This is a genomic window from Pelomonas margarita (assembly GCF_043555875.1).
GTDB classification, from domain to species: Bacteria; Pseudomonadota; Gammaproteobacteria; order Burkholderiales; family Burkholderiaceae_C; genus Pelomonas; species Pelomonas margarita.
This window is the reverse complement of sequence record NZ_JBIGHW010000007.1, coordinates 203,412-223,786: the sequence shown is the minus strand read 5'-3', so window position 1 is coordinate 223,786 and position 20,375 is coordinate 203,412. Positions and strand designations below refer to the sequence as shown.

The following is a 20,375-nucleotide window of genomic DNA, read 5'->3' as shown; positions in this document are numbered from 1 at the left end:
CCCGGGGCTCGCGATGCGCTGGGCCCTGGTGCTGGCCCTGACGGCCGCGTATCCGCTGATCGTCTATTTCAGCCTGGGGCATATCGAGCCTCGTTATCTCGCGCTGCTGCTGCTGGTGCTGGGTGGCCTGCGCTGGCTGGCCGGCGGCGCGCAGCAGGCCGTGCAGGCGCGCTGGGTGGCGCTGGCGGCGCTCGTGCTGGCCGGCAGCACGGCCCTGCTCAACATGAGCCTGCCGCTCAAGCTCTATCCCGTGCTCGTCAACTTCGCGCTGCTCATCGTGTTCGGTCTCAGCCTCGTGCGCGGCCCGACCGTGGCCGAACGCCTCGCGCGCCTGCAAGAGCCCGATCTCCATCCCCGTGGCGTCGTCTACACGCGCCACGTGACCCAGGTCTGGTGCAGCTTCTTCGTGCTCAACGGCAGCCTGTCGCTGGCCACGGCCCTGTGGGCCTCGGAGAAAACCTGGGCTCTCTACAACGGCTTCATTTCCTATGTCCTCGTCGGCACGTTGATGGCCGGTGAATGGCTGGTGCGCAGGCAACTGCGCGCGCGGTGGGAAAGGGTGCATCCGTGAGCCCAGCGCAGCGCCTGGCTGCCCTGTTGACGCTGCCGCCACCTGCCGTTCTCGGCTGGCGTCAACGCGAGCCGGTGACGGGCGCCGACTGGCTGGCCGAGGCCGGCCGCTGGCAGGCCGCCTTCGCCGCACAGCCGGGCCAGCGCTTCGCGCTCTACTTCCACGACAGCCTGAGCTTTGCGGCCGCGCTGTTCGGCGCCTGGCAGGCCGGCAAGCAGGCCTGGCTGCCGGGGGACCTGACGGCCGCGAGCCGGCAGGCGCTGCGCACGCGCGTCGATGGTTTTGCCGGCGACGTGGCGCCGCCGCAGGAGCTGCCCGTCGTCACGCCTGCGGCCGCACCTGCCGTGGCGATGGTGCCGCTGGACGCCGAAGCACTGCAGCTTGTCGTCTTCACGTCCGGCTCCACCGGCGAGCCCCAGGCCTTGCCGAAGCGGCTGCGCCAGCTCTTCGACGAGATCACCGCTCAGGAGCAGACCTTCGGCGCCACCGCGCCCGGCGCCGCCGTGCTGGCCAGCGTGTCGCATCAGCATGTCTACGGCCTGCTGTTCCGCGTGCTGTGGCCGCTGGCCACGGGCCGGGCCATCCAGGCACAGAGCGTCGTCGTGCTGGAGGACCTGGCCGAGCTGGCGCCGCCCGGTGCCCGTGCGGTCCTCGTCGCCAGCCCGGCCCATCTGAGCCGGCTGCCGCTGCAGGCACAGCACAGCGTCGACCAGGTCTTCAGCTCCGGTGCGCCGCTGCCCGACGCGGCCGTGCCCGAGGTCCTCCGCGTGTTCGGCCGTGCGCCCATCGAGGTCTACGGCAGCAGCGAGACCGGTGGCGTCGCCTGGCGACAGCGCAACCCCGGCGCGCCGACGTACTGGCAGGCGCTGCCCGGCGTCGAATGGCGCTTGGACGACGACGCGCTGTGGCTGCGTTCGCCGCATCTGGACGAGGCCGGCTGGATGCCCAGCGCCGACCGTGCCGCGGCGGTGGATGGTGGCTTCGAGCTGCGCGGCCGCGCCGACCGCATCGTCAAGGTCGCCGAGAAGCGCGTGTCGCTGACGGCCGTGGAGGCGGCGCTGCGCGCGTCGCCCCTGCTGGCCGACCTGCGCCTTGTCACGCTGACCGAGCCGCGCGAACAGCTGGGTGTCGTCGCCGTGCCCAGCGACGCCGGTTGGGCGCTGCACGACGCGCAAGGCCGGCGTGCGCTGGCCGAGGCGCTGCGGGCCCTGCTCACCGACGTCGTCGAGCGCGTCGCGCTGCCGCGGCGCTTCCGCTTCCTGCCCGAGTTGCCCGTCAATGCGATGGCCAAGTCCACGCAGGCGCGGCTGCTGACCGAATTCGACCCGCGCCGCCCGGCACTGCGCGCCATCCAGCGCCACGAGGGGGGCGAAGAGCTGACCTTGTTCATCGACGCCGCGCTGCCGCAGCTCGAAGGCCATTTCGACGGCCATCCCATCCTGGCCGGCGTTGTGCAACTGGAGTGGGCGCAGATGTTCGGCCGCGAGCGCTTCGTCATCGATGGCGAGTTCGCCGGCATGGAGGCCGTCAAGTTCCAGCGCGTCATCACGCCGGGCCGTCTCGTCACGCTGTCGCTGAGCTGGACGCCGGGCAAGCTGAGCTTCCGCTACCACTCCGACCTGGGCCAGCACGCCAGCGGCAAGCTGCTGTTCGCCGCAACCTCCTGATGAAGCTCGGCGCCGTCATCCCCGTCTACAACCATGGCGGCCCCATCACGGGCGTCGTCGCGGCGCTGCGTGCGCACGGCCTGCCGGTGCTGCTGGTGGACGATGCGAGCGAGCCCGGCTGCGCGGCCGTGCTGGATCGCCTGGCACAGCTGCCGGAGGTGACGCTGGAGCGATTGCCCGTCAACCAGGGCAAGGGTGGCGCCGTCATCGCCGGCCTGCGCCGCGCGGCGCAACTCGGCTGGACGCATGCGCTGCAGATCGACGCCGACGGCCAGCACGACACGCGCGACGTGCCGAGCTTTGCCGCCGCCGCCGCCGCCGCACCCACGCAGATGATCTGCGGCTGCCCGATCTACGACGACAGCGTTCCCAGGGCGCGGCTCTACGGCCGCTACGCGACGCACATCTGGGTGTGGATCAACACGCTGTCGCTGGCCATCCGCGACTCCATGTGCGGCTTCCGCATCTATCCGCTGACCGGCACGCTGGCCGTCATCGAGCGCCAGTACATCGGCCGGCGCATGGACTTCGACACCGAGATCGCCGTGCGGCTGTACTGGTCGGGCATGGACGTCACCAACATGCCGACGCGCGTGCGCTACCCCGAGGACGGCGTCTCGCACTTCCGTGTCTGGAAGGACAACGTGCTGATCTCGGCCATGCACACGCGGTTGTTCTTCGGCATGTTGTGGCGTGCGCCGCGACTGCTTTGGCGGAAGGTCGCGGCATGACGCGTTCGCGGCATTGGGCGCAGATGGGCGAGAACACCTTCGTCGCCGGCATCTGGCTGCTGTTTTTTGTGCACCGGCTGCTGGGCCGCGCCGTGTTCCGCGCGCTGCTGTGGCCCATCGTGCTGGTCTACTGGCTGTCCAACGCGAACCTGCGCGCGCACAGCCTGGGCTATCTGCGTCGCCTGCAGCCCACGGCCGGCTGGCGCGAGGGCCTGGCCCATGTGCGGCTGTTCGCGGAGACGATGCTGGACAAGCTGCTGGCCATCGCCGGGCGCTACCCGATGGCACGCGTGCGGTCGCGCGGCACGGAGCTGATGGAGGCCCAGTCGAAAACGGGCCAGGGCGCCGTGCTCGTGACGGCCCACACCGGCTGCCTGGAGCTTTGCCAGGCCCTGGCCGAGCAGGCGCCCGACCTCAAGGTCAACGTGCTCGTGCACACCAAGCATGCCGAGAGCTTCAACCGCATCCTCGCGAAGCTGAACCCGCACCGTGGCGTCGAACTCATCGAGGTCAGCGACCTCGACATGGGCCTCGTCCTGAAGCTCGCCGAGCGCGTCGCGGCTGGCGAGTTCCTCGCCATCGCGGGCGACCGCGTGCCGGTGCGCGGCAGCAAGACGGTGCGCATCCCCTTCCTCGGCGGCGAGGCCGAATTTCCGGTCGGCCCCTATCTCATCGCCGGCCTGCTCGGCTGCCCGCTGTTCCTGATGCTCAGCCTGCACGAAGGCGACGGCTATGCGCTGGAGTTCGAGCGGCTGGCCGACAAGGTCATGCTGCCCCGCCGCGCCCGCGAAGCCGCGCTGGCCGAGCATGCCGGCCGCTTCGCCGACGCGCTGGCCGCGCGGCTGCGCCGTTCGCCCTATGACTGGTTCAACTTCTATGCCTTCTGGGATCGCCCCGATGTCTCGCATCACGTTTGACGGCCAGCGCCTCGCCATCGAGGACATCGTCGCGCTGGCCAAACGCCAGGCCGACGCCGAACTGGGCCGCACGCCCGAGTTCCAGTCGCGCATCCAGGCCGGTGCCGACTTCGTCGCCCGCCTGCTGGCCGAGGACGGCGTCGTCTACGGCGTGACCACCGGCTACGGCGACTCCTGCACCGTCGCCGTGCCGCCGGCACTGGTTGCCGAACTGCCGCACCACCTCTACACCTACCACGGCATCGGCGCTGGCGCGCTCTTGAGCCCCGAGCAGACCCGCGCCGTGGTGGGCGCGCGGCTGGCCTCGCTGAGCCAGGGCCTGTCCGGCGTCAGCCTGGACCTGCTGCGCCAGATCGAGACGCTGCTCAGGCACGACATCCTGCCGCTGATCCCCAGCGAAGGCTCCGTCGGCGCCAGCGGCGACCTGACGCCGCTGTCCTACCTCGCCGCCGTGCTGTGCGGCGAGCGTGAGGTCAGCGTCAACGGCGAGACGCTGGCCGCCGCCGAGGCGCTGCGCGCCGTCGGCGCCACGCCGCTGAAGCTGCGCCCCAAGGAAGGCCTGGCCATCATGAACGGCACGGCCGTCATGACCGGCCTGGCCTGCCTGGCCTTCGCGCGTGCCGAGTACCTGGCCCGGCTGGCCACGCGCCTGACGGCGATGAACGTCGTCGCCGCCGATGGCAACGCCCATCATTTCGACGCGACGCTGTTCGCCGCCAAGCCGCATGCCGGCCAGCAGCGCGTGGCCGAGCGCCTGCGCGCCGATCTCGCCAGCGACCGCCCGCCGCGCAACGAGCAGCGCCTGCAGGACCGCTACTCGCTGCGCTGCGCGCCCCACGTCATCGGTGTGCTGGAAGATGCGCTGCCCTGGCTGCGCCAACTGATCGAGAACGAACTCAACAGCGCCAACGACAACCCGTTGATCGACCCCGTCGAGGAGCGCGTGCTGCACGGCGGCCACTTCTACGGCGGCCACATCGCGATGGCGATGGACACGCTGAAGACGGCCGTCGCCAACGTCGCCGACCTGCTGGACCGCCAGTTGGCGTTGCTGGTTGACGCCCGCTACAACCACGGCCTGCCGGCCAATCTGAGCGGTGCCAGCGGTGAACGCGCGCCCATCAACCATGGCCTGAAGGCGCTGCAGATCAGCGTGTCCGCGTGGACGGCCGAGGCGCTCAAAGGCACCATGCCGGCGTCGGTCTTCAGCCGCAGTACCGAGTGCCACAACCAGGACAAGGTCAGCATGGGCACCATCGCCGCGCGCGACGCGCTGCGCGTGCTGGACCTGACCGAGCAGGTCGTCGCCGGCATGTTGATCGCCGCCCGCCAGGGCCTGGCGCTGCGCGAGCGCAAGACGCCGCTGGCGCTGACGCCTGCGCTGGCCGGCTTGCAGGCCGACCTCGCCGAACGCCTGCCGCTGATCAATGAGGACCGCGCGCTGGACAAGGAACTGCGCGGGCTTGTCGATGCCATCCGCACGCAATCGTGGGAGCTGTATGCCTGACTTGTGGCACGAGATCGAGATCAGCCCGGCCTTCCATGACCTGGACCCGATGGACATCGTCTGGCACGGGCATTACGTGAAGTACCTGGAGCTGGCCCGCAACGCGCTGATGGCCCGCTTCGACTATGACTACCCGCAGATGCGCGAGTCGGGCTATGCCTGGCCCATCGTCGACATGCGGCTCAAGTACGTGGACATGCTGCCCTACGGCCGCCGCGCCATCGTGCGTGCCGAGATTGTCGAGTGGGAGAACCGCATCAAGGTCGACTACGTCATCCGCGATGCCGTGACGGGCAAGGTCATCAACAAGGCCCACACCATCCAGGTGGCGCTGAACATCGCGACGCGTGAGATGGAATGGGTCTGTCCGCCGGTGCTGTGGCAGAAGCTCGGCGTGCGTCCAGCATGAAGCGCCGTGCGCTGTTGTTGACTCTGCTGCCTGCTGCGGCATGGGCCCAGTCCAACCTCGCCCAGTCCGTGCGCGAGCGCCTGCAGCAACCCGAGTGGCTGCGCGGCGATTTCACGCAGACCAAGAAGGTGCCGGGTTTTGCCAAACCGCTGCTGTCCAGCGGAAATTTCGTTGCGGCGCGTGGCCGCGGCGTGCTGTGGCGCACGCTCAAGCCCTTCGCCAGCGAGCTGCGGCTGACGCAGACCGAGATCCGCGCCACGCAGGGCGGCCAGACGGCGATGAAGCTGGAGGCTTCGCGTGAACCGGCCGTGCGCCTCATCAACACGCTGATGTTCGCGCTGCTGAACGGCGACGTCAGCGGGCTGGCCGATGTGTTCGACCTGAAGGGCAGCGTGAATGGCGCTGGCTGGCAACTCGCGTTGGCACCGAAGGCCGGCCCGCTGCAGCAGGTGCTTCAGCGCGTCTCGCTGGAAGGCGATGGCTTCGTGCGCCGCATCCAGCTCTTCGAGGCGAATGGCGACGAGAGCCTGATCCAGCTGACCAACCAGCGCACCGACGGCGCCGCCGAGCCGGGCCTGTTCCAGTGAGTCTCGAAACGAGTACCCGGCGCCTCGCGGCCGTGTGGCTGGTGTTCGTGCTCGCGTGCGTGGTGCACAACGTCTGGCACTGGGGCCTTCAGCGCCGTGCGCCGGTGACCGACATGCTGGCCATGCTGCCGCGTGACGAGCAGCGCCCGCAGGCCGCCCAGGCCACGCAGGCGCTGGCCGATGCGGGCTCGCGGCGCATCACCGTGCTGATCGGCGGCGGCGCGCAGGCGCAGGCCGCGACGGCGGCGGATGCCTTTCTGCGGGCGCTGGGCGATGTCCCCGCGCGCCATCGTGTCGCCGATGCCGACCAGAACGCCTGGCTGGGCTTTTACGCACCGCTGCGTGCCGGCCTGCTGTCGCCGCAGGCGCGCGAGCAGCTGTCCACGGCCGACACCGAGACGCTGGCCGACCAGGCGCTGGCTGCGCTCTATCAACCCGTTGGCGGGCCGCGTGTCGGCAACTGGGCCGATGATCCGCTGAACCTCTTCGGCCGATGGCTGGCCGAGCGCGGCCAGATGAGCCGGGTGCGCGTGCAGGGCGGCCGGCTGATGCTGACTGATTCGACGGCGCCCGAACGTCACTTCGCGCTGGTGCTCATCGAACTGCCCGGATCGGGTTTCGAGATCAGCGCGCAGCGGGCCTTGCAACCGAAGCTGGACGTCGCCACAAAGGCCGCGCGAGGGCAGGGCGCACAGGTCATTGCCGCCGGCGTGCCGCTGTTTGCCGCAGCAGCGTCCGAACAGGCCGAACGCGAGATCCACACCATCGGCCTGGGTTCGCTGCTTGGCATCGTCGCGCTGACGCTGCTGGCCTTTCGCTCCATCCGCCCGCGGCTGCTGGTGGCGCTGTCGATGGCCGTGGGCCTGGCGGTGGCGGCATCGGTCAGCCTGCTGGTGTTCGGCGAGCTGCACCTCGTGACGCTGGTGTTCGGTGCCAGCCTGCTGGGCGTGGCCGAGAACTACGGCAGCAACTACTTCAGTGCTCGCCAGGGGCTGCAAGCCTCCGAGCGCTGGGCCATGCTGACGCGCCAGATCCCCGTCGTCAGCCTCGCGATGGCGACGACGGTCATCGGCTACGCGTTGCTGGCGCTGCCGCCCTTCCCGGGCCTGCGGCAGATCGCGGTGTTCTCGGCGGTCGGGCTGGTCGCGGCTTTCGTGACCGTGCTGTGGTGGTTCCCGTTGCTGGATGGCGCGGGTCTCATGAAGCCGACGCGTTTCGCGCACTGGCTGGGTTCGCGCCGCGCGCTGTGGCCCAGCCTGGGCAGGCGTGGCTTGACGCTGCTGCTGGCGGCGACGGCGCTGCTGGCGGGCTGGGGCGCGAGCCGGCTGCGCGTGGACGACGACATCCGCCAGCTGCAGTCCGCGCCCGCAGCGCTGGTGGCCCAGCAGCGCGAGTTCGCGCGGTTGATGCAGGCGCCGGGTGTCGCGCAGTTCTTCGTTGTGCATGGGGCGAGCGAGCAGCAGCTGCTGGAGCGCGAGGAAGCGCTGACGGCGCAACTGCGCGGCATGAGGGTGCATGCACAGGCTGTCAGCGACTGGCTACCGTCGCTGCGTCGCCAGCGCGAGGACGCCGAGTTGTCCGCCCGCCGTGGGGCCGAACTGCGCCCTGTGCTGGCCGACAAGCTGGGCCAGCCGGTCGCGCTCGCCGCAGCGCCGCATGCGGAGATCGAGCCGCAGGCCTGGCTGGCCAGCCCCGTCAGTGAACCCGTGCGTGCGCAATGGCTGGGCCGCATGGGCGACGGCTTCACCAGCGTCGTGCTGCTGCGTGGTGCCGAGGCGGCCGACGCCCGCGCCGGACTCGCCGCGCTGAAGCTGGACGGTGTGAGCTGGGTCGACAAGGTTGGCGAGGTCAGCCAGCTGCTGGGCCGTTACCGCCAGCTGATGTCGGCCGTGCTGGTGCTGGGCTTCGTGTTGACCTGGGCCGCGCTGGCCTGCCGCTTCGGCCGCGCGTCCTGGCGCGCGCTGGCGCCCACCGCGTTGGCCTCGGTGCTGACCGTGGCGCTGCTTGCCATCTGCGGGCAAGTCTTGCAGCTGTTTCACATCCTGCCGCTGCTCATCCTGCTGGGGCTGGGCGTGGACTACGGCATATTCCTGCTGGAACAACCCGGCCGCGCCGAAACCCGGCCCTTCCTGTCCGTCACGCTGGCCGCAGCGTCCACGCTGCTGTCCTTCGGCCTGCTGGCGCTGTCCGGCACCCCCGCACTGCAGGCCTTTGGCCTGACCTTGCTCATTGGCGTCTTCCTCGCCTGGCTGTTCACCCCATTCTTCCTTCCGCCCCATGCTTGAGACCAAGAAGTTCTCTCCCCCGAAGCAGCGCGCCTTCGACGCCCGCTTCGAGGCACAGAAGATCGCTTTCGGCCCGGTGGTTTTTCACTGCGTGCGCTACGCATGGAAGCGCGGCATGCTGCAGGCGCTGGCTGAGGCGGGCGAGGCCGGCGTTACGCTGGCCGCGCTGGAGGCCACCGGGCGCTGGAGCCGCTACGCGCTGAAGCTGGTGCTGGAGTCCTGCCTGTCGGCCGGCGTCGTGATGATCCAGGGCGGGCGCTGGCAGCTGGACAAGGCGGGCTTCTGCGTAGTCTCCGACGACATCACGCGCGTCAACTTCGACTTCATCCACGACGTCTGCTACCAGGGCCTGTTCGAGCTTGAGCGCTCTCTGGACGAAGGCAAGCCGCTGGGCCTGGCGCACCTGAGTGGCGAGGGCGACTGGCCCAGCATCTACCCGGTGCTGTCGCAGCTGCCCGAGCCGGCGAAGTCCAGCTGGTTTGCGTTCGATCACCACTACTCGGACACGTCCTTCCCCGAGATCCTGCCCGACGTCTTTGCCACCGCGCCGAAGCGCCTGATGGACATCGGCGCCAACACCGGCAAGTTCAGCCTGGCCGCGCTGGCCTACGACGCGCGCGCCGAGCTCAACCTGGTGGACCTGCCGCAGCAGCTGGCCGTGGCCGATGCCAATCTCACCGCCGCCGGCCTGCGCGAGCGCGCCCAGTTGCATGCGCGCAACCTGCTGGACGCGGACGCCGTGCTGCCCACGGGCATGGACCTGGTGTGGATGAGCCAGTTCCTCAGCTGCTTCGGCGAGGCCGAGATCGCCAGCATCTTCCGGCGCGTGGCCGCCTGCTTGGGCAGCGCCGGCCAGGTGCTGGTGATGGACACCTTCTGGGACCGCCAGCGCTACGACATCGCGGCCTATTGCCTCATCAACACCTCGCCCTACTTCACCGCCATGGCCAGCGGCAACAGCAAGGTCTACGAGAGCGGCGATTACGTCCGCCTGGCCGAGGCCGCCGGTCTGCGCCTGCTGACGATGCGCGATGGCATCGGCTATTGCCACAGCCTGCTGAGGTTCGCCCGCGCATGAGGCGGCGTTTGCTTCTTGTCGCCGCGCTGCTGGCCGGATGTGCCAGCGCACCGCCCAAGGCCGGCGGCCTGCCGGCGCTGCGCCTGCCGCCGGCGGCGCTGGGCAGCACGCGTCTGGCGCTGACGCAGCGCCTGTCCGTCACGCGCCTGGATGCGCCTGACGTGCCGCCGCAGCGCGTCGACATGCAGCTGCAGCTGGACGCCTCCGGACTGCTGCTGGCGGGCTTCGCCTTCAGCCAGCGCGTGCTGTTGATGCAGTGGGACGGCAAGGACCTGAGCGTGCAACGCCACCCCATGCTGCCGGGCGAGGTCGACACCGACCACATGCTGCGCGACCTGTGCCTGACCTACTGGCCGGCCGAGGCCGTGCGTGCCGCGCTGCCCGACGGCTGGCGCTGGGTGGACACCGCCGAAGGCCAGTCGCTGGAGCAAGCCGGAGAAGCCCGCTTGGTGGTGCGCCGACCGGCCGCGAACATCATCGAGATCGTCAACCGGGCCGAGGGCTACCGCCTGCTGATCGAGTCCCAGCCCTCGGAAGCCTCGTCGTGAGCGTTTATCTACATCCTCCCGGTGTCATCTGCGCGGCCGGCCACGACCTGGCCGAGTTGCGGGAGGCCGTCTTCGCCGATCAGCCGGGTGGCGTCTCGGTCAACGACACCGTCTGGCCGGGGCACGAACTGCACCTGGGCGTCGTGCACGCTGAGCTGCCGTCGGTGGCGGCTCTGCCGCTGGAGCAGCGCAGCCGCAACAACGCGCTGCTGCTGGCAGCGCTGGCGCAGATCCGCGCGCAGGTCGATGAGGCCATCGTGCGCCACGGCGCCGACCGCATCGGCGTCGTCCTGGGCACCAGCACGTCGGGCGTCGGTGAGAGCGAGATTGCGCTGGCCGCGCTGGCCCGCGACGGACAGTTGCCGGCGGGTTTTCACGTCGAGCAGCAAGAGCTGGGCTCGCCGGCGCTGAACCTGGCCCAGCTGCTGGGCCTGGGTGGCCCGAGCTATGTCATTTCCACCGCCTGCTCGTCCGGCGCCAAGGCGCTGGCCAGTGGCGCACGGCTGCTGCGCGCGGGCTTGTGCGACGCGGTGCTGGTGGGCGGCGTCGACGCGTTGTGCGGCATGACGGTGGCCGGATTCACGGCGCTGGAGTCCGTGGACGCCGCGCGCTGCCGGCCGATGAGCGCGACGCGCAGCGGCATCAACATCGGCGAGGGCGCTGCGCTGTTTGTTCTGAGTCGTGAGCCATCTGCCGTGCGACTGTCGGGTTATGGAGAAAGCTCCGACGCCCATCACATCTCGGCGCCCGAGCCTGGCGGCCGCGGCGCACTGGCGGCGATGCGCCAGGCGCTGGCGCGCGCCGGCCTGCAGCCGGCCGACATCGGCTACCTGAACCTGCATGGCACGGCCACGCCGCAGAACGACGCGATGGAAAGCCGAGCCGTGGCCGAGCTGTTCGGCCTGGGCCTGCCCTGCTCGTCGACGAAGCCGCTGACCGGCCACACGCTGGGCGCGGCCGGCGCCATCGAGGCCGCCATCGCGTGGCTGACGGTGGCCGGCGACGGCCGCCTGCCCGTGCATCACTTCGACGGCCAGCGTGATGCCGAGTTGCCGCAGATTGCCCTGGTCGCACCGGGTCAGCGCCTGGCCGCCGTGCCGCGCCATGTGATGAGCAATTCCTTCGCCTTCGGCGGCAACAACGCGACCTTGGTGTTGAGCCATGACTGAGACCACGCTGCCGTCCATCCTCGAACTCGTGCCGCATTCGGGTGCCATGAGCTTGCTCGACCGCGTCATCGCCGTCGAGGGCGAGCGCCTCAGCGCCGAGGTCGTCGTGCCGGCCGACGGACTGTTCAGCCACGACGGCGGCGTGGGCGCGTGGGTGGGCATCGAGTACATGGCCCAGGCCGTCGCCGCCTGGGCCGGCTGGCAGTCGCGCCAACTGGGTGAAGCACCGCGCATCGGCCTGCTGCTGGGCACGCGGCGCTACCGCTGCAGCCTGCCGCGCTTTGCCGCAGGGCAGACGCTGCAGGTCGACATCGAGCGTGGCTACCAGGCGGACAACGGCCTGGGCCAGTTCGAATGCCGCATCCATGCGGATGGCACGGAGCTGGCCAGCGCGACGCTGACGGTGTTCGGGCCCAAGGACCCGAGCGCTTTTTTGAACGGAGAAACTGTATGAGTACGGTGCTGGTCACCGGGTCGAGCCGGGGCATCGGCCGGGCCATCGCATTGCGCCTGGCGCGTGACGGGTATGACGTCGTCGTCCACTGCCGCAGCCAGCGCGAGCAGGCCGAGGCGGTGGCGGCCGAGATCACCGCGCTGGGCCGCACGGCCCGCGTGCTGCAGTTCGACGTCGCCGACCGCGAGGCCGCGTCCACCGCGCTGCTGGCCGACATCGAGACCCATGGCTGCTACTACGGCATCGTCTGCAACGCCGGCATTGCCCGCGACGGCGCCTTCCCGGCTCTGACCAGCGAGGACTGGGATGCCGTCATCCACACCAACCTCGACGCCTTCTACAACGTGCTGCAGCCGCTGACGATGCCGCTGGTGCGGCGCAAGGCGCCGGCCCGCATCGTCACGCTGGCCTCGGTGTCCGGGATCATGGGCAACCGCGGCCAGGTCAACTACAGCGCAGCCAAGGCCGGCATCATCGGCGCCACCAAGGCGCTGGCCGTCGAACTGGCCAGCCGCAAGATCACGGTCAACTGCGTGGCGCCGGGGCTGATAGAAACGGACATGGTCGATCCGGCGCTGGTCGAGGAAGCCTTGAAGATCATCCCGGCCAGGCGCGTGGGGCGGCCCGAAGAGGTCGCGGCGGTGGTGAGTTTCCTGATGAGTGAGGATGCGGCGTACATCACTCGCCAGGTGATCTCGGTCAACGGCGGGATGGTGGGATGAGGGCGGGCCGAGCGCCGGGCCGCCCCAAGCCGGCCCGCATCCCCTCGGGGGATCGGCCGGTGTACTCGTCGGACGAGGGGCAGACATTTAGCGGGGGAATGGTGGGATGAGCGGAAAAAAGAGAGTCGTCATCACGGGCATCGGCGCGCTGTCGCCGCTGGGCCATGACGTCGAGACCGTGCTGGACAGCCTGCGCGCCGAGACCAACAAGGTCCAGCGCATGGCCGAGTGGGCCGACTACGAAGGGCTCAACACCCAGGTCGGCGTGCCCTGCGCGCACTTTGAGTTGCCGGCCGACCGCTACAACCGCAAGAGCATGCGCAGCATGGGCCGTGTGGCGCAGATGGCGACACGTTCGGCGGAACTGGCGTTGGAGCAGGCCGGCCTGCTGGGAGACCCGCTCGTCACCAGCGGCCGGATGGGCGTGAGCTTCGGCAGCTCCAGCGGCACGCCCAGCGCCGTCGGCGACTTCGGCCGCATGATGAGCGCCAAGAGCATCGAGGGCATCAACGCCAACACCTACGTGAAGATGATGTCGCACACGGCGACCGTCAACATCGCGGTGTTCTTCGGCATCACGGGCCGCATCATCACGACGAGCAGTGCCTGCACGTCGGGCAGCCAGGGCCTGGGCTATGGCTTCGAGGCCGTGCAGAGCGGCAAGCAGATCGCGATGCTGGCCGGCGGCGCCGAGGAACTGGACCCGACGCAGGCCGCCGTGTTCGACACGCTGTTCGCCACCAGCACGCAGTACAACGATCAGCCGCGCCTGACGCCGCGCCCCTTCGACAAGGACCGCGACGGCCTGGTGCTGGGCGAGGGCGCCTGCACCTTCGTACTGGAGGAGTACGAGCACGCCAAGGCGCGCGGCGCGATCATCCTGGGCGAGATCGTCGCCTACGGCACCAACTGCGACGGCACCCACGTCACGCAGCCGCAGTCGGCCACGATGGCCGGCGCGATGCGGCTGGCGCTGGAAGACGCGGGACTGCCGCCCGAGGCCATCCCCTACGTGAACGCGCACGGTACGTCGACGGACCAGGGCGATGTGGCCGAGAGCCAGGCCACGCAGGCCGTGCTCGGCAGCCGCACGGCCATCTCGTCGCTGAAGAGCTACATGGGCCACACGCTGGGCGCCTGCGGTGCGCTGGAGGCCTGGATGACGCTGGAGATGATGAAGACCGGCTGGTTCGCGCCGACGCTGAACCTGCGCCAGGTCGACCCGCGCTGCGGTGAACTGGACTACGTGCTTGGCGGCGGCCGCAAGATCGAGACCGAGTACGTGATGACCAATAATTTCGCCTTTGGCGGCATCAACACGTCGCTGATCCTGCGCCGCCCTTGACGCGGCCGCACCCCGATCGGCTGGCACGTGACATTCGCTGACACGCTGGCACCGCGCCGCGAGAAGGCGGTCGTCATGGGGCGCTGATACTGTCTTGTCATCGTCGACCGACCGAAAGGCCCCGGACCATGCGTCGCGCATCCCTCGCGCTTGCCGCGCTCACCGCCGCGTTGCTGGCCGGCCCCGCTGCCGCCCGCGACACCGTGCTGCACATTCCTCTGGCCGATGTGCTGGACATGCCCGAGGCCAAGGGCAAGCTGGACCCGGCTTTCAAGTTCTTCCTGGCCGGTCAGGCCACGCCCAAGGTGCTCAAGCGCTACTCCAGCGACGTCAGCAATCCCAAGACCAATGGCTTCGGCAAGGACGACAGCTTCGGTTGTAAGTGGGCAGCGCTCAGCGCGCTGATCAATTTGCAGGACAGTGCCAAACGCCAGGGCGGCAATACCGTCGTTGACATCGTCAGCTATTACAAACGCGTCGAGTACAAGAGCTCGACCGATTTCGAATGCCATGCCGGCGCTTTCGTCATCGGCGTGGCGCTCAAGGGCGTCGCGGCCAAGGTCGAGTGACGCTTGCGCCAATAATCCGGCGACTTTTCAGTTCCACAAGGGAAGGATACACATGAAAGCACTGAAGACGGCCCTCGTGGCCATGAGCCTGGGCCTGACGCTGGGCACGGCGGTTGCACGAGACGAACCGATGTACGTGCCGGAGCGCGTCAACCTGGCTGGCCGGCCTGGCATCACCCAGAGCAAAGTGCACGATTCGCTGGTCCGCGCCGCCGCACGCCGCAACTGGGTGGTGCAGAGTGATGCGCCCGGCGAGATGGTGCTGAAGCAGAGCCGCAATGGAAAGCACGAGGCGACTGTCAAGGTGACCTACGACGCCACCGGCTACCAGCTGATCTACGCCAACAGCTACAACCTGAACGCCGACGCCGACAAGCAGCGTATCCACCCGACCTACAACATGTGGATCCGCAACCTGAGCAACGACGTGGCCAGCGAGGTGTCGCTCGCGACGTTGAACTGAGAGGGTGGGCTGGGCCTGTATCGCGCCGTTGCAGCAGGCCTTGGCGGCTGTCGGAGACGACACAGCCTGGCTGACGCAGGCTGAGCGCGAACGCTGGGCCGGCTTTGCCGGCGCGGCGCGGCGGCAGCAGTTCGTGGCCGGCCGGTGGCTGGCGCGGCTGCTGCTTGCACGTACCAGCGGCGCCAATCCGGCCAGCTTCTCGCTGGCAGTGGATGCCGAGGGCCGGTGCATTGCGCCGCCGCCCTGGCGAGCGTCCATCAGCCATAGTGTTGGCTGGATAGGCGTTGCGGTTGCCCGTGACTCACGCGTGGGCCTGGACCTTCAAACCGAGTCCGTGCGCCGTGACTGGCGCCCGTTGGCGGTTTTCGCCGGCCTTGAGCCGTGTCCCGATGCCGCCTGCTTCTATCGCCACTGGACGCTGGCCGAGGCCTGGCTGAAGGCGCACCCTGACATCACCAGCCTGTCGACGCTGCGCGGCCTGCGCTGGCAGCCCGACGCCGCCGGGCCGGCCTGGCAGGGCCAGGTGGGCGAACTGCACTGGGCTTTCGTGGGCGACGCGGCGCCCGAGTGGGTCAACGACCTGCTGCCGGAAAGCCTCCAACCCGCTCCGGGCCAGGGCTGGTCGCCGATCAGGCCGGCTTAGAGCGGCTTCAGCGCCGCCGCGTTCAGCAGCGTCTCTTCGCGCACCTTGGGCACGCCGAAGCCCAGCCATTCGAGCGCACCGAGGTCCGAGCGACTCCACCACAGATAGGGCGTGCTGATGCATTCGTCACTGAGCTCGAAGCCGGCGGCGCGCAGCATGTCGAGGAACTCCGGCGCGCTGCGCTGCACGTGCATTGGGTGGCGGAACAGCAGCCGGATGATCCAGCTGTGGATGTAGGCGCGCGTGCTCTCCGCGAGCAGCAGGCGGCCGCCGGGCTTGAGCACGCGGAAGACCTCGGCCAGCGCGCTTGTCTGGTCGACGATGTGGTGCAGCGTCTGGTGGCACAGCACCGTGTCCACCGACGCGTCGGGCAGCGGGATGCGCTCGGCGTGGGCCTGGTGCAGCGTCACCGGCACGCCGGCCGCGTCGCGCATCGCGCCGCAGCGCTGCGCGAAATCGGGCTCGGGGTCCAGTGCGTGGATGTGGCAGGGCTTGAAGCGCTCGGCCAGTTCGGGTAGCGAATGGCCCTGGCCGGTGCCGATGTCCAGCATGACGCCACCGGCGGGAATGTCGGGCGCCATGCGCTGCAGGTCGCTCAGCGCGCGGCCCAGCACGTGGATGCGCCACGTCGCCGTGGACAGGAACCACAGGCCGAAGCGGGTTTCGGGCACGAATGCCAGCTTGCGCGTGGCGGCCGGGGAGGGCTGGATGGTGGTCATGGATGGCTCTGGCATTGGCGCCTGGTGTGCCGCGGGCGCGGTCACTCCCTGTCCGGGCGGCCGGCCGCGATGATAGGCGCAGCCCAATCGAGGCGACCGCGCACCAGTCGCAGCAGCAGCTTGTGGCCGATCTTGAAGTTCCAGTTGAAGCTGGTCTGCAGCACGACGACGGCCATGCGGCTGTCGCGGTGCACGCCGACATAGGACGTGTGGCCCACCGCCATGCCGACCTGATTGGTGATGGGGATGCCGTCGAAGTCGTCGGTGACCCAGGCGATGCCGGGTGCGTCCTGCGGCTGCGGCATGCGCACGCGCAGGTTGTCGGCCAGCAGGCCATGGAGATGGCCCGCATGCGAATCGAGGTGGGCGACGGCGAAGCCCAGCAGGTCGGCGGCCGAGGAATACAGCGCGGCCGAGCCCTGCATGGCCGGCGGGAAGCGCCAGTCGCTAACTTTTTTGCCGCGCGGCATGAAGTAGGGCTGGTCGCCGGCATGGCCCTGCGCGCGGTGGGCATCACCGGGCTCGAAGCCGGTGTGGGCGAGTTGCAGCGGCGCCAGCACCTTCTCGGCCAGCAGTGCGGGCAGCGGCCGGCCGGTGCGGGTCTCGATGGCCAGGCCGATCAGCGCGTAGCCGATGTTGGAATAGGCCGGCTCGGGACGGGCGGGCGGCGTGAAGCCGGCCATGAAGCGCGCCAGGCCGTCGGCGTCCAGCACCTCGTAGAAATTGCTGCCGGTGAAGGTGAAGCGCAGCAGGCCGGTCAGCAGGCCGAGGTCGGTGGGTTGGCGCGGCAGGCCGGCGCTGTGTGTGGCGAGCTGCAGCAGCGTGAGGCGCGCTGCCGGTGGCGTCAGCTTCAGCTGCGGCAACAACTCGGCCAGCGTCGCGTCCCAGCGCAGCGTGCCCTCGTCCACCAGCAGGCTGAGCAGCGCGGCGGTGTAGCCCTTGGTCAGCGAGCCGATGGGGAAGCGGGTGTCGGGGCCCAGCGGCTTGCCGTCGGTCTCGCCCTGACCATAGGCGAAGAAGTGCCGTTGCCCGTCGGGCGTGGCCACGCCGACGATGAGGCCGGGCGTCTCGTGGCCGGCCAGCACCGGCAGCACGAGGCGGTCCACGCCGGCCCGCAGAGGTTCGCGTGGCAGCGCCGTCGCGGCCGGCTCGGGCTCCTGGTGCGTCATGTGGCCGCAGCCGGCCAGCAGCGTGGCCAGCAGGAGGGCGGCCCACGGTTTCACGGCGTCATCCTCAGCAGCGAATGCCAGAAGCCGGGGATGCGCTGGATGGGCGCGTCGGCGTTGACCGTGCGGGTCAGCGCGACGGCCTCGATGTCGTCGCCTCGGCCGTAGAAGGGTTGGTCCGAGATGCGCAGTCCCTGGTCGCGGGCGCTGCTGACCAGCAGTCGCAGGTACTCGGCCATGTGCTCGGCGGTGAAGGGGTTGGGGTCGTGGAAGGTGACCACCACCGGGATGACGCCGCCCACCACCGGCAGTTCGCCCGCCAGCACGCGCGGCTTGAGCAGGGCCATCTGGTAGCCCATGTGCTGCTTGCGGCGCGGGCTGCCATAGGGCCAGATCAGCTTGCCGTCGTTGGCAGTCACGTCGGTCATCAGCGCCTGCATGCCGGCTTCTGCATACAGGTCCAGCGTGCGCGCGTCGTAGGCCCACATGGGCGGACGCACGAGGCGTGGCGCGAGGCCGCTGATCTCGGCGTGGTCGGCGAGGCCCAGCTGCAGGCTGTCGCGCAGCTGCTCGCTGGACATGCCGACGTGGTTGGAATGCCCGGGCGTCGCCGTGTGAAAGCCCAGCACATGGCCTAGCGCCAGCTCGCGCCGCATCAGCGCACGGCCCTCAGGCGTGCCGCCGCCGTTGGCCGCGCGGGTCTGCACGAAGAAGATGGCCTTGATGCCCGGCTGGAGCGAGTTGCTGGCCAGCGTGTGCAGCACCTGCGTTGTCGGATTGGGCTCGCTGCGGATGCTGGGGCCGTCGTCAAAGGTCAGCAGGAAGCGCAGCGGCGGTGTGTCGGGTGGCACCGGCCGTTTGACCGCCGACCGGCATCCGGCCATGAGGAGGGCGGCAAGCAGGGCGAGGCAGAGAAGGATGAAGGGCCGGGATCGGTTCACGAAATGCTGATGGCTCGGATCTGGGCCGGCCAGCGGCGTGACAGCGATCTCTGCGGAGCAGTGCTTGAGATGACCCGCGATTTTATGAAGGCGCGCTGCGGTGTCCCTCCTGCAGACTCGGGGGGGGCGCTCAGTCCACGCCGAAGTCGTAGAAGCTGTTCGCCGCCTGCGCGAAGAAGCCGGCCACGCGCACTTCGGCCGTGTAGAACACCAGCGCGTACTCGCCGGAGGCCAGGGCCTTCTCGGGCTTGACCTTGTAGAGCACGAAGCCTTCCTTGGCGCGCGACTGGTCGGGCATCTGCTCTGACGTGATCGGGATGACGCGGTCCTTGGCGATGCCGGTGGAGTAGCTCATGTAGCCGCCGCCGGTGGACACTTCGCGCGTTCCGTTGTTGCGCACGGCGAAGCTGGCGATGGTTACGTAACCCGTTACCTGCGCGTTCTTGGGCACGCTGACGATGAATTCGAATCCCTCGGCCGGCAGGCGGCGTGCGGCCTTGGTGCCGGTCAGCGACGCATAGCTCGCAACGCCACCGAAGCCCAGTGCTCGGGCGGCCGTGCGCATCTGCGCCATGAGGTACTGCATCGGCGTCTCCTGGCCGTTTTGCACGACGATGGCTTCTTCGGGGTTGATGGCGTTGGTCGCTGCCACCGGCACGGCGCGGGCTGCGGGCGCCGCAGCCGCAACGGTGGCGTGTGTTGCCGTGAGGGACTTCGGCGAGATGACCGCGTTTAGTACGGCAGGCGAGGCGCCCTTGTTCTTCAGCGCGATCAGCGCTGCGGGCGAACTGTCGAACCTGGGCGTGTTGGTGGCGATGGAATTCAGGATGACGCTCTCGGGCATCTGTGCGTCGAGCAGCTTGATGATGTCGGCGTTCGTGATGGTTGCGGCCGACGCGATGGCGCTGACGCCGAGCAGGCCCGTGGCAAACCAAGTTTTCATCTTTGATCCTCCCGATTGATTGATTGAAGCGGGGCGATTCTAGGAACCTAAACTGGCGGCATGTCTGCCGATAGCCCAGAGTCCATCACCCTCGTCGCGCCCGACGGCGCCCAAGCCACCCTGTCGCTGCACGGCGGCCACCTGCTGTCCTGGCAGCCCGTCGGCGGCGTCGAGCAGCTTTATCTGTCCCCGCGCAGCGAGTTCGCGCCGGGCAAGGCCATCCGGGGCGGCGTGCCGGTGTGTTTCCCGCAGTTCGCCGAGCGTGGGTCGCTGCCCAGGCATGGCTTTGCTCGCACGGCGTTGTGGGAGCTGGTGAGCCAGGAGCAGGGCCAGGACGACGCGCTGGCCGTGCTGCGGCTGCGAGACAGCGACGCGACGCGGGCGATCTGGCCGCATGCCTTCGAGCTGGAGCTCAGCGTGCGGGTGTCCGGGCGCAGCCTCGACATCGAGCTGGCCTGTGAGCATCGGGGCCAGCCGGATGACGCACCGCTGCAGTTCACGGCCGCGCTGCACACCTATCTGCGCGTGGGCGACCTGGACGCCGTCAGCGTCGAGGGCCTGGCGGGGCTGCGCTACTTCGACGCCGTTAAGCAGGCCGAGGCGCTGCAGCGCATGGATCTGCTGCTGACGGGTGAGAAGGGCGTGCTGGACCTGGACCGCATCTATTTCGGCGTCAAGGAGCGGCCGCTGCTGGTGAGCGAGGAGCGCCGCCAGCTGACGCTGCAGCAGCAGGGCTTCGATGACACGGTGGTCTGGAACCCGGGCCCCGATCGCTGTGCCAAGCTGGCGGACATGCCGCCGCAGGACTGGTCGCAGATGCTGTGCGTGGAGGCTGCCTGCATCGGCCGCCCGATCGAACTGCAGCCGGGCGAGAGCTGGGTGGGGCGGCAGAGCCTGACCTTGCTTTGAATCAGGCGCCGGCGCGGGGGCGGCGCCGATAA

The 20,375-nt window shown here is 69.5% G+C and carries 22 protein-coding genes; 18 read left to right on the top strand and 4 right to left on the bottom strand.

The features are described 5' to 3' along the window. Positions 1 to 13 precede the first annotated feature (13 nt). From ACG0Z3_RS14570 to ACG0Z3_RS14490, 17 genes are all read left to right on the top strand, one after another. Positions 14 to 571, top strand: coding sequence for a COG4648 family protein (locus ACG0Z3_RS14570; RefSeq protein ID WP_394398621.1), 558 nt, complete (start codon positions 14 to 16; stop codon positions 569 to 571). After that, positions 568 to 2,238, top strand: a complete 1,671-nt coding sequence (locus ACG0Z3_RS14565; RefSeq protein ID WP_394398619.1) for an ApeI family dehydratase — start codon at positions 568 to 570, stop codon at positions 2,236 to 2,238. The genes ACG0Z3_RS14570 and ACG0Z3_RS14565 overlap by 4 nt, the downstream gene beginning before the upstream one ends. Next, on the top strand, positions 2,238 to 2,969 hold the full coding sequence (locus ACG0Z3_RS14560; protein WP_394398617.1) for a glycosyltransferase family 2 protein: 732 nt from the start codon (positions 2,238 to 2,240) through the stop codon (positions 2,967 to 2,969). Before ACG0Z3_RS14565 ends, ACG0Z3_RS14560 begins: the two co-directional genes overlap by 1 nt. Continuing rightward, positions 2,966 to 3,886 carry an LpxL/LpxP family acyltransferase gene (locus tag ACG0Z3_RS14555; protein ID WP_394398615.1) on the top strand — a complete coding sequence of 307 codons (921 nt, stop codon included), beginning with the start codon at positions 2,966 to 2,968 and terminating at the stop codon, positions 3,884 to 3,886. Before ACG0Z3_RS14560 ends, ACG0Z3_RS14555 begins: the two co-directional genes overlap by 4 nt. Beyond that, positions 3,867 to 5,393 (top strand): HAL/PAL/TAL family ammonia-lyase, encoded by a 1,527-nt coding sequence (locus tag ACG0Z3_RS14550; protein ID WP_394398613.1) that lies wholly within the window; start codon positions 3,867 to 3,869, stop codon positions 5,391 to 5,393. The genes ACG0Z3_RS14555 and ACG0Z3_RS14550 overlap by 20 nt, the downstream gene beginning before the upstream one ends. After that, positions 5,386 to 5,802 (top strand): acyl-CoA thioesterase, encoded by a 417-nt coding sequence (locus ACG0Z3_RS14545; RefSeq protein WP_394398611.1) that lies wholly within the window; start codon positions 5,386 to 5,388, stop codon positions 5,800 to 5,802. Before ACG0Z3_RS14550 ends, ACG0Z3_RS14545 begins: the two co-directional genes overlap by 8 nt. Beyond that, positions 5,799 to 6,389 carry an outer membrane lipoprotein carrier protein LolA gene (locus tag ACG0Z3_RS14540; protein ID WP_394398609.1) on the top strand — a complete coding sequence of 197 codons (591 nt, stop codon included), beginning with the start codon at positions 5,799 to 5,801 and terminating at the stop codon, positions 6,387 to 6,389. Before ACG0Z3_RS14545 ends, ACG0Z3_RS14540 begins: the two co-directional genes overlap by 4 nt. After that, positions 6,386 to 8,674 carry an MMPL family transporter gene (locus ACG0Z3_RS14535; RefSeq protein WP_394398607.1) on the top strand — a complete coding sequence of 763 codons (2,289 nt, stop codon included), beginning with the start codon at positions 6,386 to 6,388 and terminating at the stop codon, positions 8,672 to 8,674. The genes ACG0Z3_RS14540 and ACG0Z3_RS14535 overlap by 4 nt, the downstream gene beginning before the upstream one ends. After that, positions 8,667 to 9,752 carry an SAM-dependent methyltransferase gene (locus ACG0Z3_RS14530; protein WP_394398605.1) on the top strand — a complete coding sequence of 362 codons (1,086 nt, stop codon included), beginning with the start codon at positions 8,667 to 8,669 and terminating at the stop codon, positions 9,750 to 9,752. Before ACG0Z3_RS14535 ends, ACG0Z3_RS14530 begins: the two co-directional genes overlap by 8 nt. Continuing rightward, on the top strand, positions 9,749 to 10,300 hold the full coding sequence (locus ACG0Z3_RS14525) for a DUF3261 domain-containing protein (RefSeq protein WP_394398603.1): 552 nt from the start codon (positions 9,749 to 9,751) through the stop codon (positions 10,298 to 10,300). Before ACG0Z3_RS14530 ends, ACG0Z3_RS14525 begins: the two co-directional genes overlap by 4 nt. After that, positions 10,297 to 11,469 (top strand): beta-ketoacyl-ACP synthase, encoded by a 1,173-nt coding sequence (locus ACG0Z3_RS14520; protein WP_394398601.1) that lies wholly within the window; start codon positions 10,297 to 10,299, stop codon positions 11,467 to 11,469. The genes ACG0Z3_RS14525 and ACG0Z3_RS14520 overlap by 4 nt, the downstream gene beginning before the upstream one ends. Beyond that, positions 11,462 to 11,923, top strand: coding sequence for a hotdog family protein (locus ACG0Z3_RS14515; protein ID WP_394398599.1), 462 nt, complete (start codon positions 11,462 to 11,464; stop codon positions 11,921 to 11,923). The genes ACG0Z3_RS14520 and ACG0Z3_RS14515 overlap by 8 nt, the downstream gene beginning before the upstream one ends. Continuing rightward, positions 11,920 to 12,645 carry a 3-ketoacyl-ACP reductase FabG2 gene (locus ACG0Z3_RS14510; protein WP_394398597.1) on the top strand — a complete coding sequence of 242 codons (726 nt, stop codon included), beginning with the start codon at positions 11,920 to 11,922 and terminating at the stop codon, positions 12,643 to 12,645. The genes ACG0Z3_RS14515 and ACG0Z3_RS14510 overlap by 4 nt, the downstream gene beginning before the upstream one ends. Before the next feature lie 106 nt (positions 12,646 to 12,751). Further along, positions 12,752 to 13,990, top strand: coding sequence for a beta-ketoacyl-ACP synthase (locus tag ACG0Z3_RS14505; RefSeq protein WP_394398595.1), 1,239 nt, complete (start codon positions 12,752 to 12,754; stop codon positions 13,988 to 13,990). Between the two features lie 128 nt (positions 13,991 to 14,118). Beyond that, on the top strand, positions 14,119 to 14,559 hold the full coding sequence (locus tag ACG0Z3_RS14500) for an excinuclease ATPase subunit (protein WP_394398593.1): 441 nt from the start codon (positions 14,119 to 14,121) through the stop codon (positions 14,557 to 14,559). Between the two features lie 52 nt (positions 14,560 to 14,611). Beyond that, the gene (locus ACG0Z3_RS14495; protein ID WP_394398591.1) at positions 14,612 to 15,022 is read left to right on the top strand and encodes a hypothetical protein; all 411 of its coding nucleotides are present in this window, start codon (positions 14,612 to 14,614) and stop codon (positions 15,020 to 15,022) included. A gap of 40 nt (positions 15,023 to 15,062) precedes the next feature. After that, complete coding sequence (locus tag ACG0Z3_RS14490; protein ID WP_394398589.1) at positions 15,063 to 15,665, top strand: 4'-phosphopantetheinyl transferase family protein; 603 nt, start codon at positions 15,063 to 15,065, stop codon at positions 15,663 to 15,665. Here the strand turns inward: ACG0Z3_RS14490 and ACG0Z3_RS14485 are convergent. The 4 genes from ACG0Z3_RS14485 to ACG0Z3_RS14470 form a co-directional block, all read right to left on the bottom strand. After that, a complete protein-coding gene (locus ACG0Z3_RS14485; protein WP_394398587.1) occupies positions 15,662 to 16,384 on the bottom strand; it encodes a class I SAM-dependent methyltransferase in 723 nt (240 codons plus the stop codon). The genes ACG0Z3_RS14490 and ACG0Z3_RS14485 overlap by 4 nt on opposite strands. A 41-nt stretch (positions 16,385 to 16,425) precedes the next feature. Beyond that, positions 16,426 to 17,607, bottom strand: coding sequence for a serine hydrolase domain-containing protein (locus ACG0Z3_RS14480; protein WP_394398585.1), 1,182 nt, complete (start codon positions 17,605 to 17,607; stop codon positions 16,426 to 16,428). Continuing rightward, complete coding sequence (locus tag ACG0Z3_RS14475) at positions 17,604 to 18,434, bottom strand: polysaccharide deacetylase family protein (protein WP_394398583.1); 831 nt, start codon at positions 18,432 to 18,434, stop codon at positions 17,604 to 17,606. The genes ACG0Z3_RS14480 and ACG0Z3_RS14475 overlap by 4 nt, the downstream gene beginning before the upstream one ends. A 187-nt stretch (positions 18,435 to 18,621) precedes the next feature. Then, entirely contained in the window at positions 18,622 to 19,434 is an 813-nt protein-coding gene (locus ACG0Z3_RS14470; protein ID WP_394398581.1) for a hypothetical protein, read from the bottom strand. 60 nt (positions 19,435 to 19,494) lie between these two features. Between ACG0Z3_RS14470 and ACG0Z3_RS14465 the strand changes: the two genes are divergently transcribed. Beyond that, the gene (locus ACG0Z3_RS14465; RefSeq protein ID WP_394398579.1) at positions 19,495 to 20,343 is read left to right on the top strand and encodes a D-hexose-6-phosphate mutarotase; all 849 of its coding nucleotides are present in this window, start codon (positions 19,495 to 19,497) and stop codon (positions 20,341 to 20,343) included. The last annotated feature ends 32 nt before the right edge of the window (positions 20,344 to 20,375 follow it).

Bases quoted from the DNA above. Each gene is read 5' to 3' on its own strand.
- ACG0Z3_RS14500 (WP_394398593.1), top strand. From the start codon at position 14,119: ATGCGTCGCGCATCCCTCGCGCTTGCCGCGCTCACCGCCGCGTTGCTG.
- ACG0Z3_RS14525 (WP_394398603.1), top strand. From the start codon at position 9,749: ATGAGGCGGCGTTTGCTTCTTGTCGCCGCGCTGCTGGCCGGATGTGCC.
- ACG0Z3_RS14495 (WP_394398591.1), top strand. From the start codon at position 14,612: ATGAAAGCACTGAAGACGGCCCTCGTGGCCATGAGCCTGGGCCTGACG.
- ACG0Z3_RS14550 (WP_394398613.1), top strand. From the start codon at position 3,867: ATGTCTCGCATCACGTTTGACGGCCAGCGCCTCGCCATCGAGGACATC.
- ACG0Z3_RS14530 (WP_394398605.1), top strand. From the start codon at position 8,667: ATGCTTGAGACCAAGAAGTTCTCTCCCCCGAAGCAGCGCGCCTTCGAC.
- ACG0Z3_RS14515 (WP_394398599.1), top strand. From the start codon at position 11,462: ATGACTGAGACCACGCTGCCGTCCATCCTCGAACTCGTGCCGCATTCG.
- ACG0Z3_RS14470 (WP_394398581.1), bottom strand. From the start codon at position 19,434: ATGAAAACTTGGTTTGCCACGGGCCTGCTCGGCGTCAGCGCCATCGCG.
- ACG0Z3_RS14465 (WP_394398579.1), top strand. From the start codon at position 19,495: ATGTCTGCCGATAGCCCAGAGTCCATCACCCTCGTCGCGCCCGACGGC.
- ACG0Z3_RS14560 (WP_394398617.1), top strand. From the start codon at position 2,238: ATGAAGCTCGGCGCCGTCATCCCCGTCTACAACCATGGCGGCCCCATC.
- ACG0Z3_RS14485 (WP_394398587.1), bottom strand. From the start codon at position 16,384: ATGACCACCATCCAGCCCTCCCCGGCCGCCACGCGCAAGCTGGCATTC.
- ACG0Z3_RS14545 (WP_394398611.1), top strand. From the start codon at position 5,386: ATGCCTGACTTGTGGCACGAGATCGAGATCAGCCCGGCCTTCCATGAC.
- ACG0Z3_RS14570 (WP_394398621.1), top strand. From the start codon at position 14: ATGCGCTGGGCCCTGGTGCTGGCCCTGACGGCCGCGTATCCGCTGATC.
- ACG0Z3_RS14510 (WP_394398597.1), top strand. From the start codon at position 11,920: ATGAGTACGGTGCTGGTCACCGGGTCGAGCCGGGGCATCGGCCGGGCC.
- ACG0Z3_RS14475 (WP_394398583.1), bottom strand. From the start codon at position 18,434: ATGGCCGGATGCCGGTCGGCGGTCAAACGGCCGGTGCCACCCGACACA.
- ACG0Z3_RS14505 (WP_394398595.1), top strand. From the start codon at position 12,752: ATGAGCGGAAAAAAGAGAGTCGTCATCACGGGCATCGGCGCGCTGTCG.
- ACG0Z3_RS14555 (WP_394398615.1), top strand. From the start codon at position 2,966: ATGACGCGTTCGCGGCATTGGGCGCAGATGGGCGAGAACACCTTCGTC.
- ACG0Z3_RS14540 (WP_394398609.1), top strand. From the start codon at position 5,799: ATGAAGCGCCGTGCGCTGTTGTTGACTCTGCTGCCTGCTGCGGCATGG.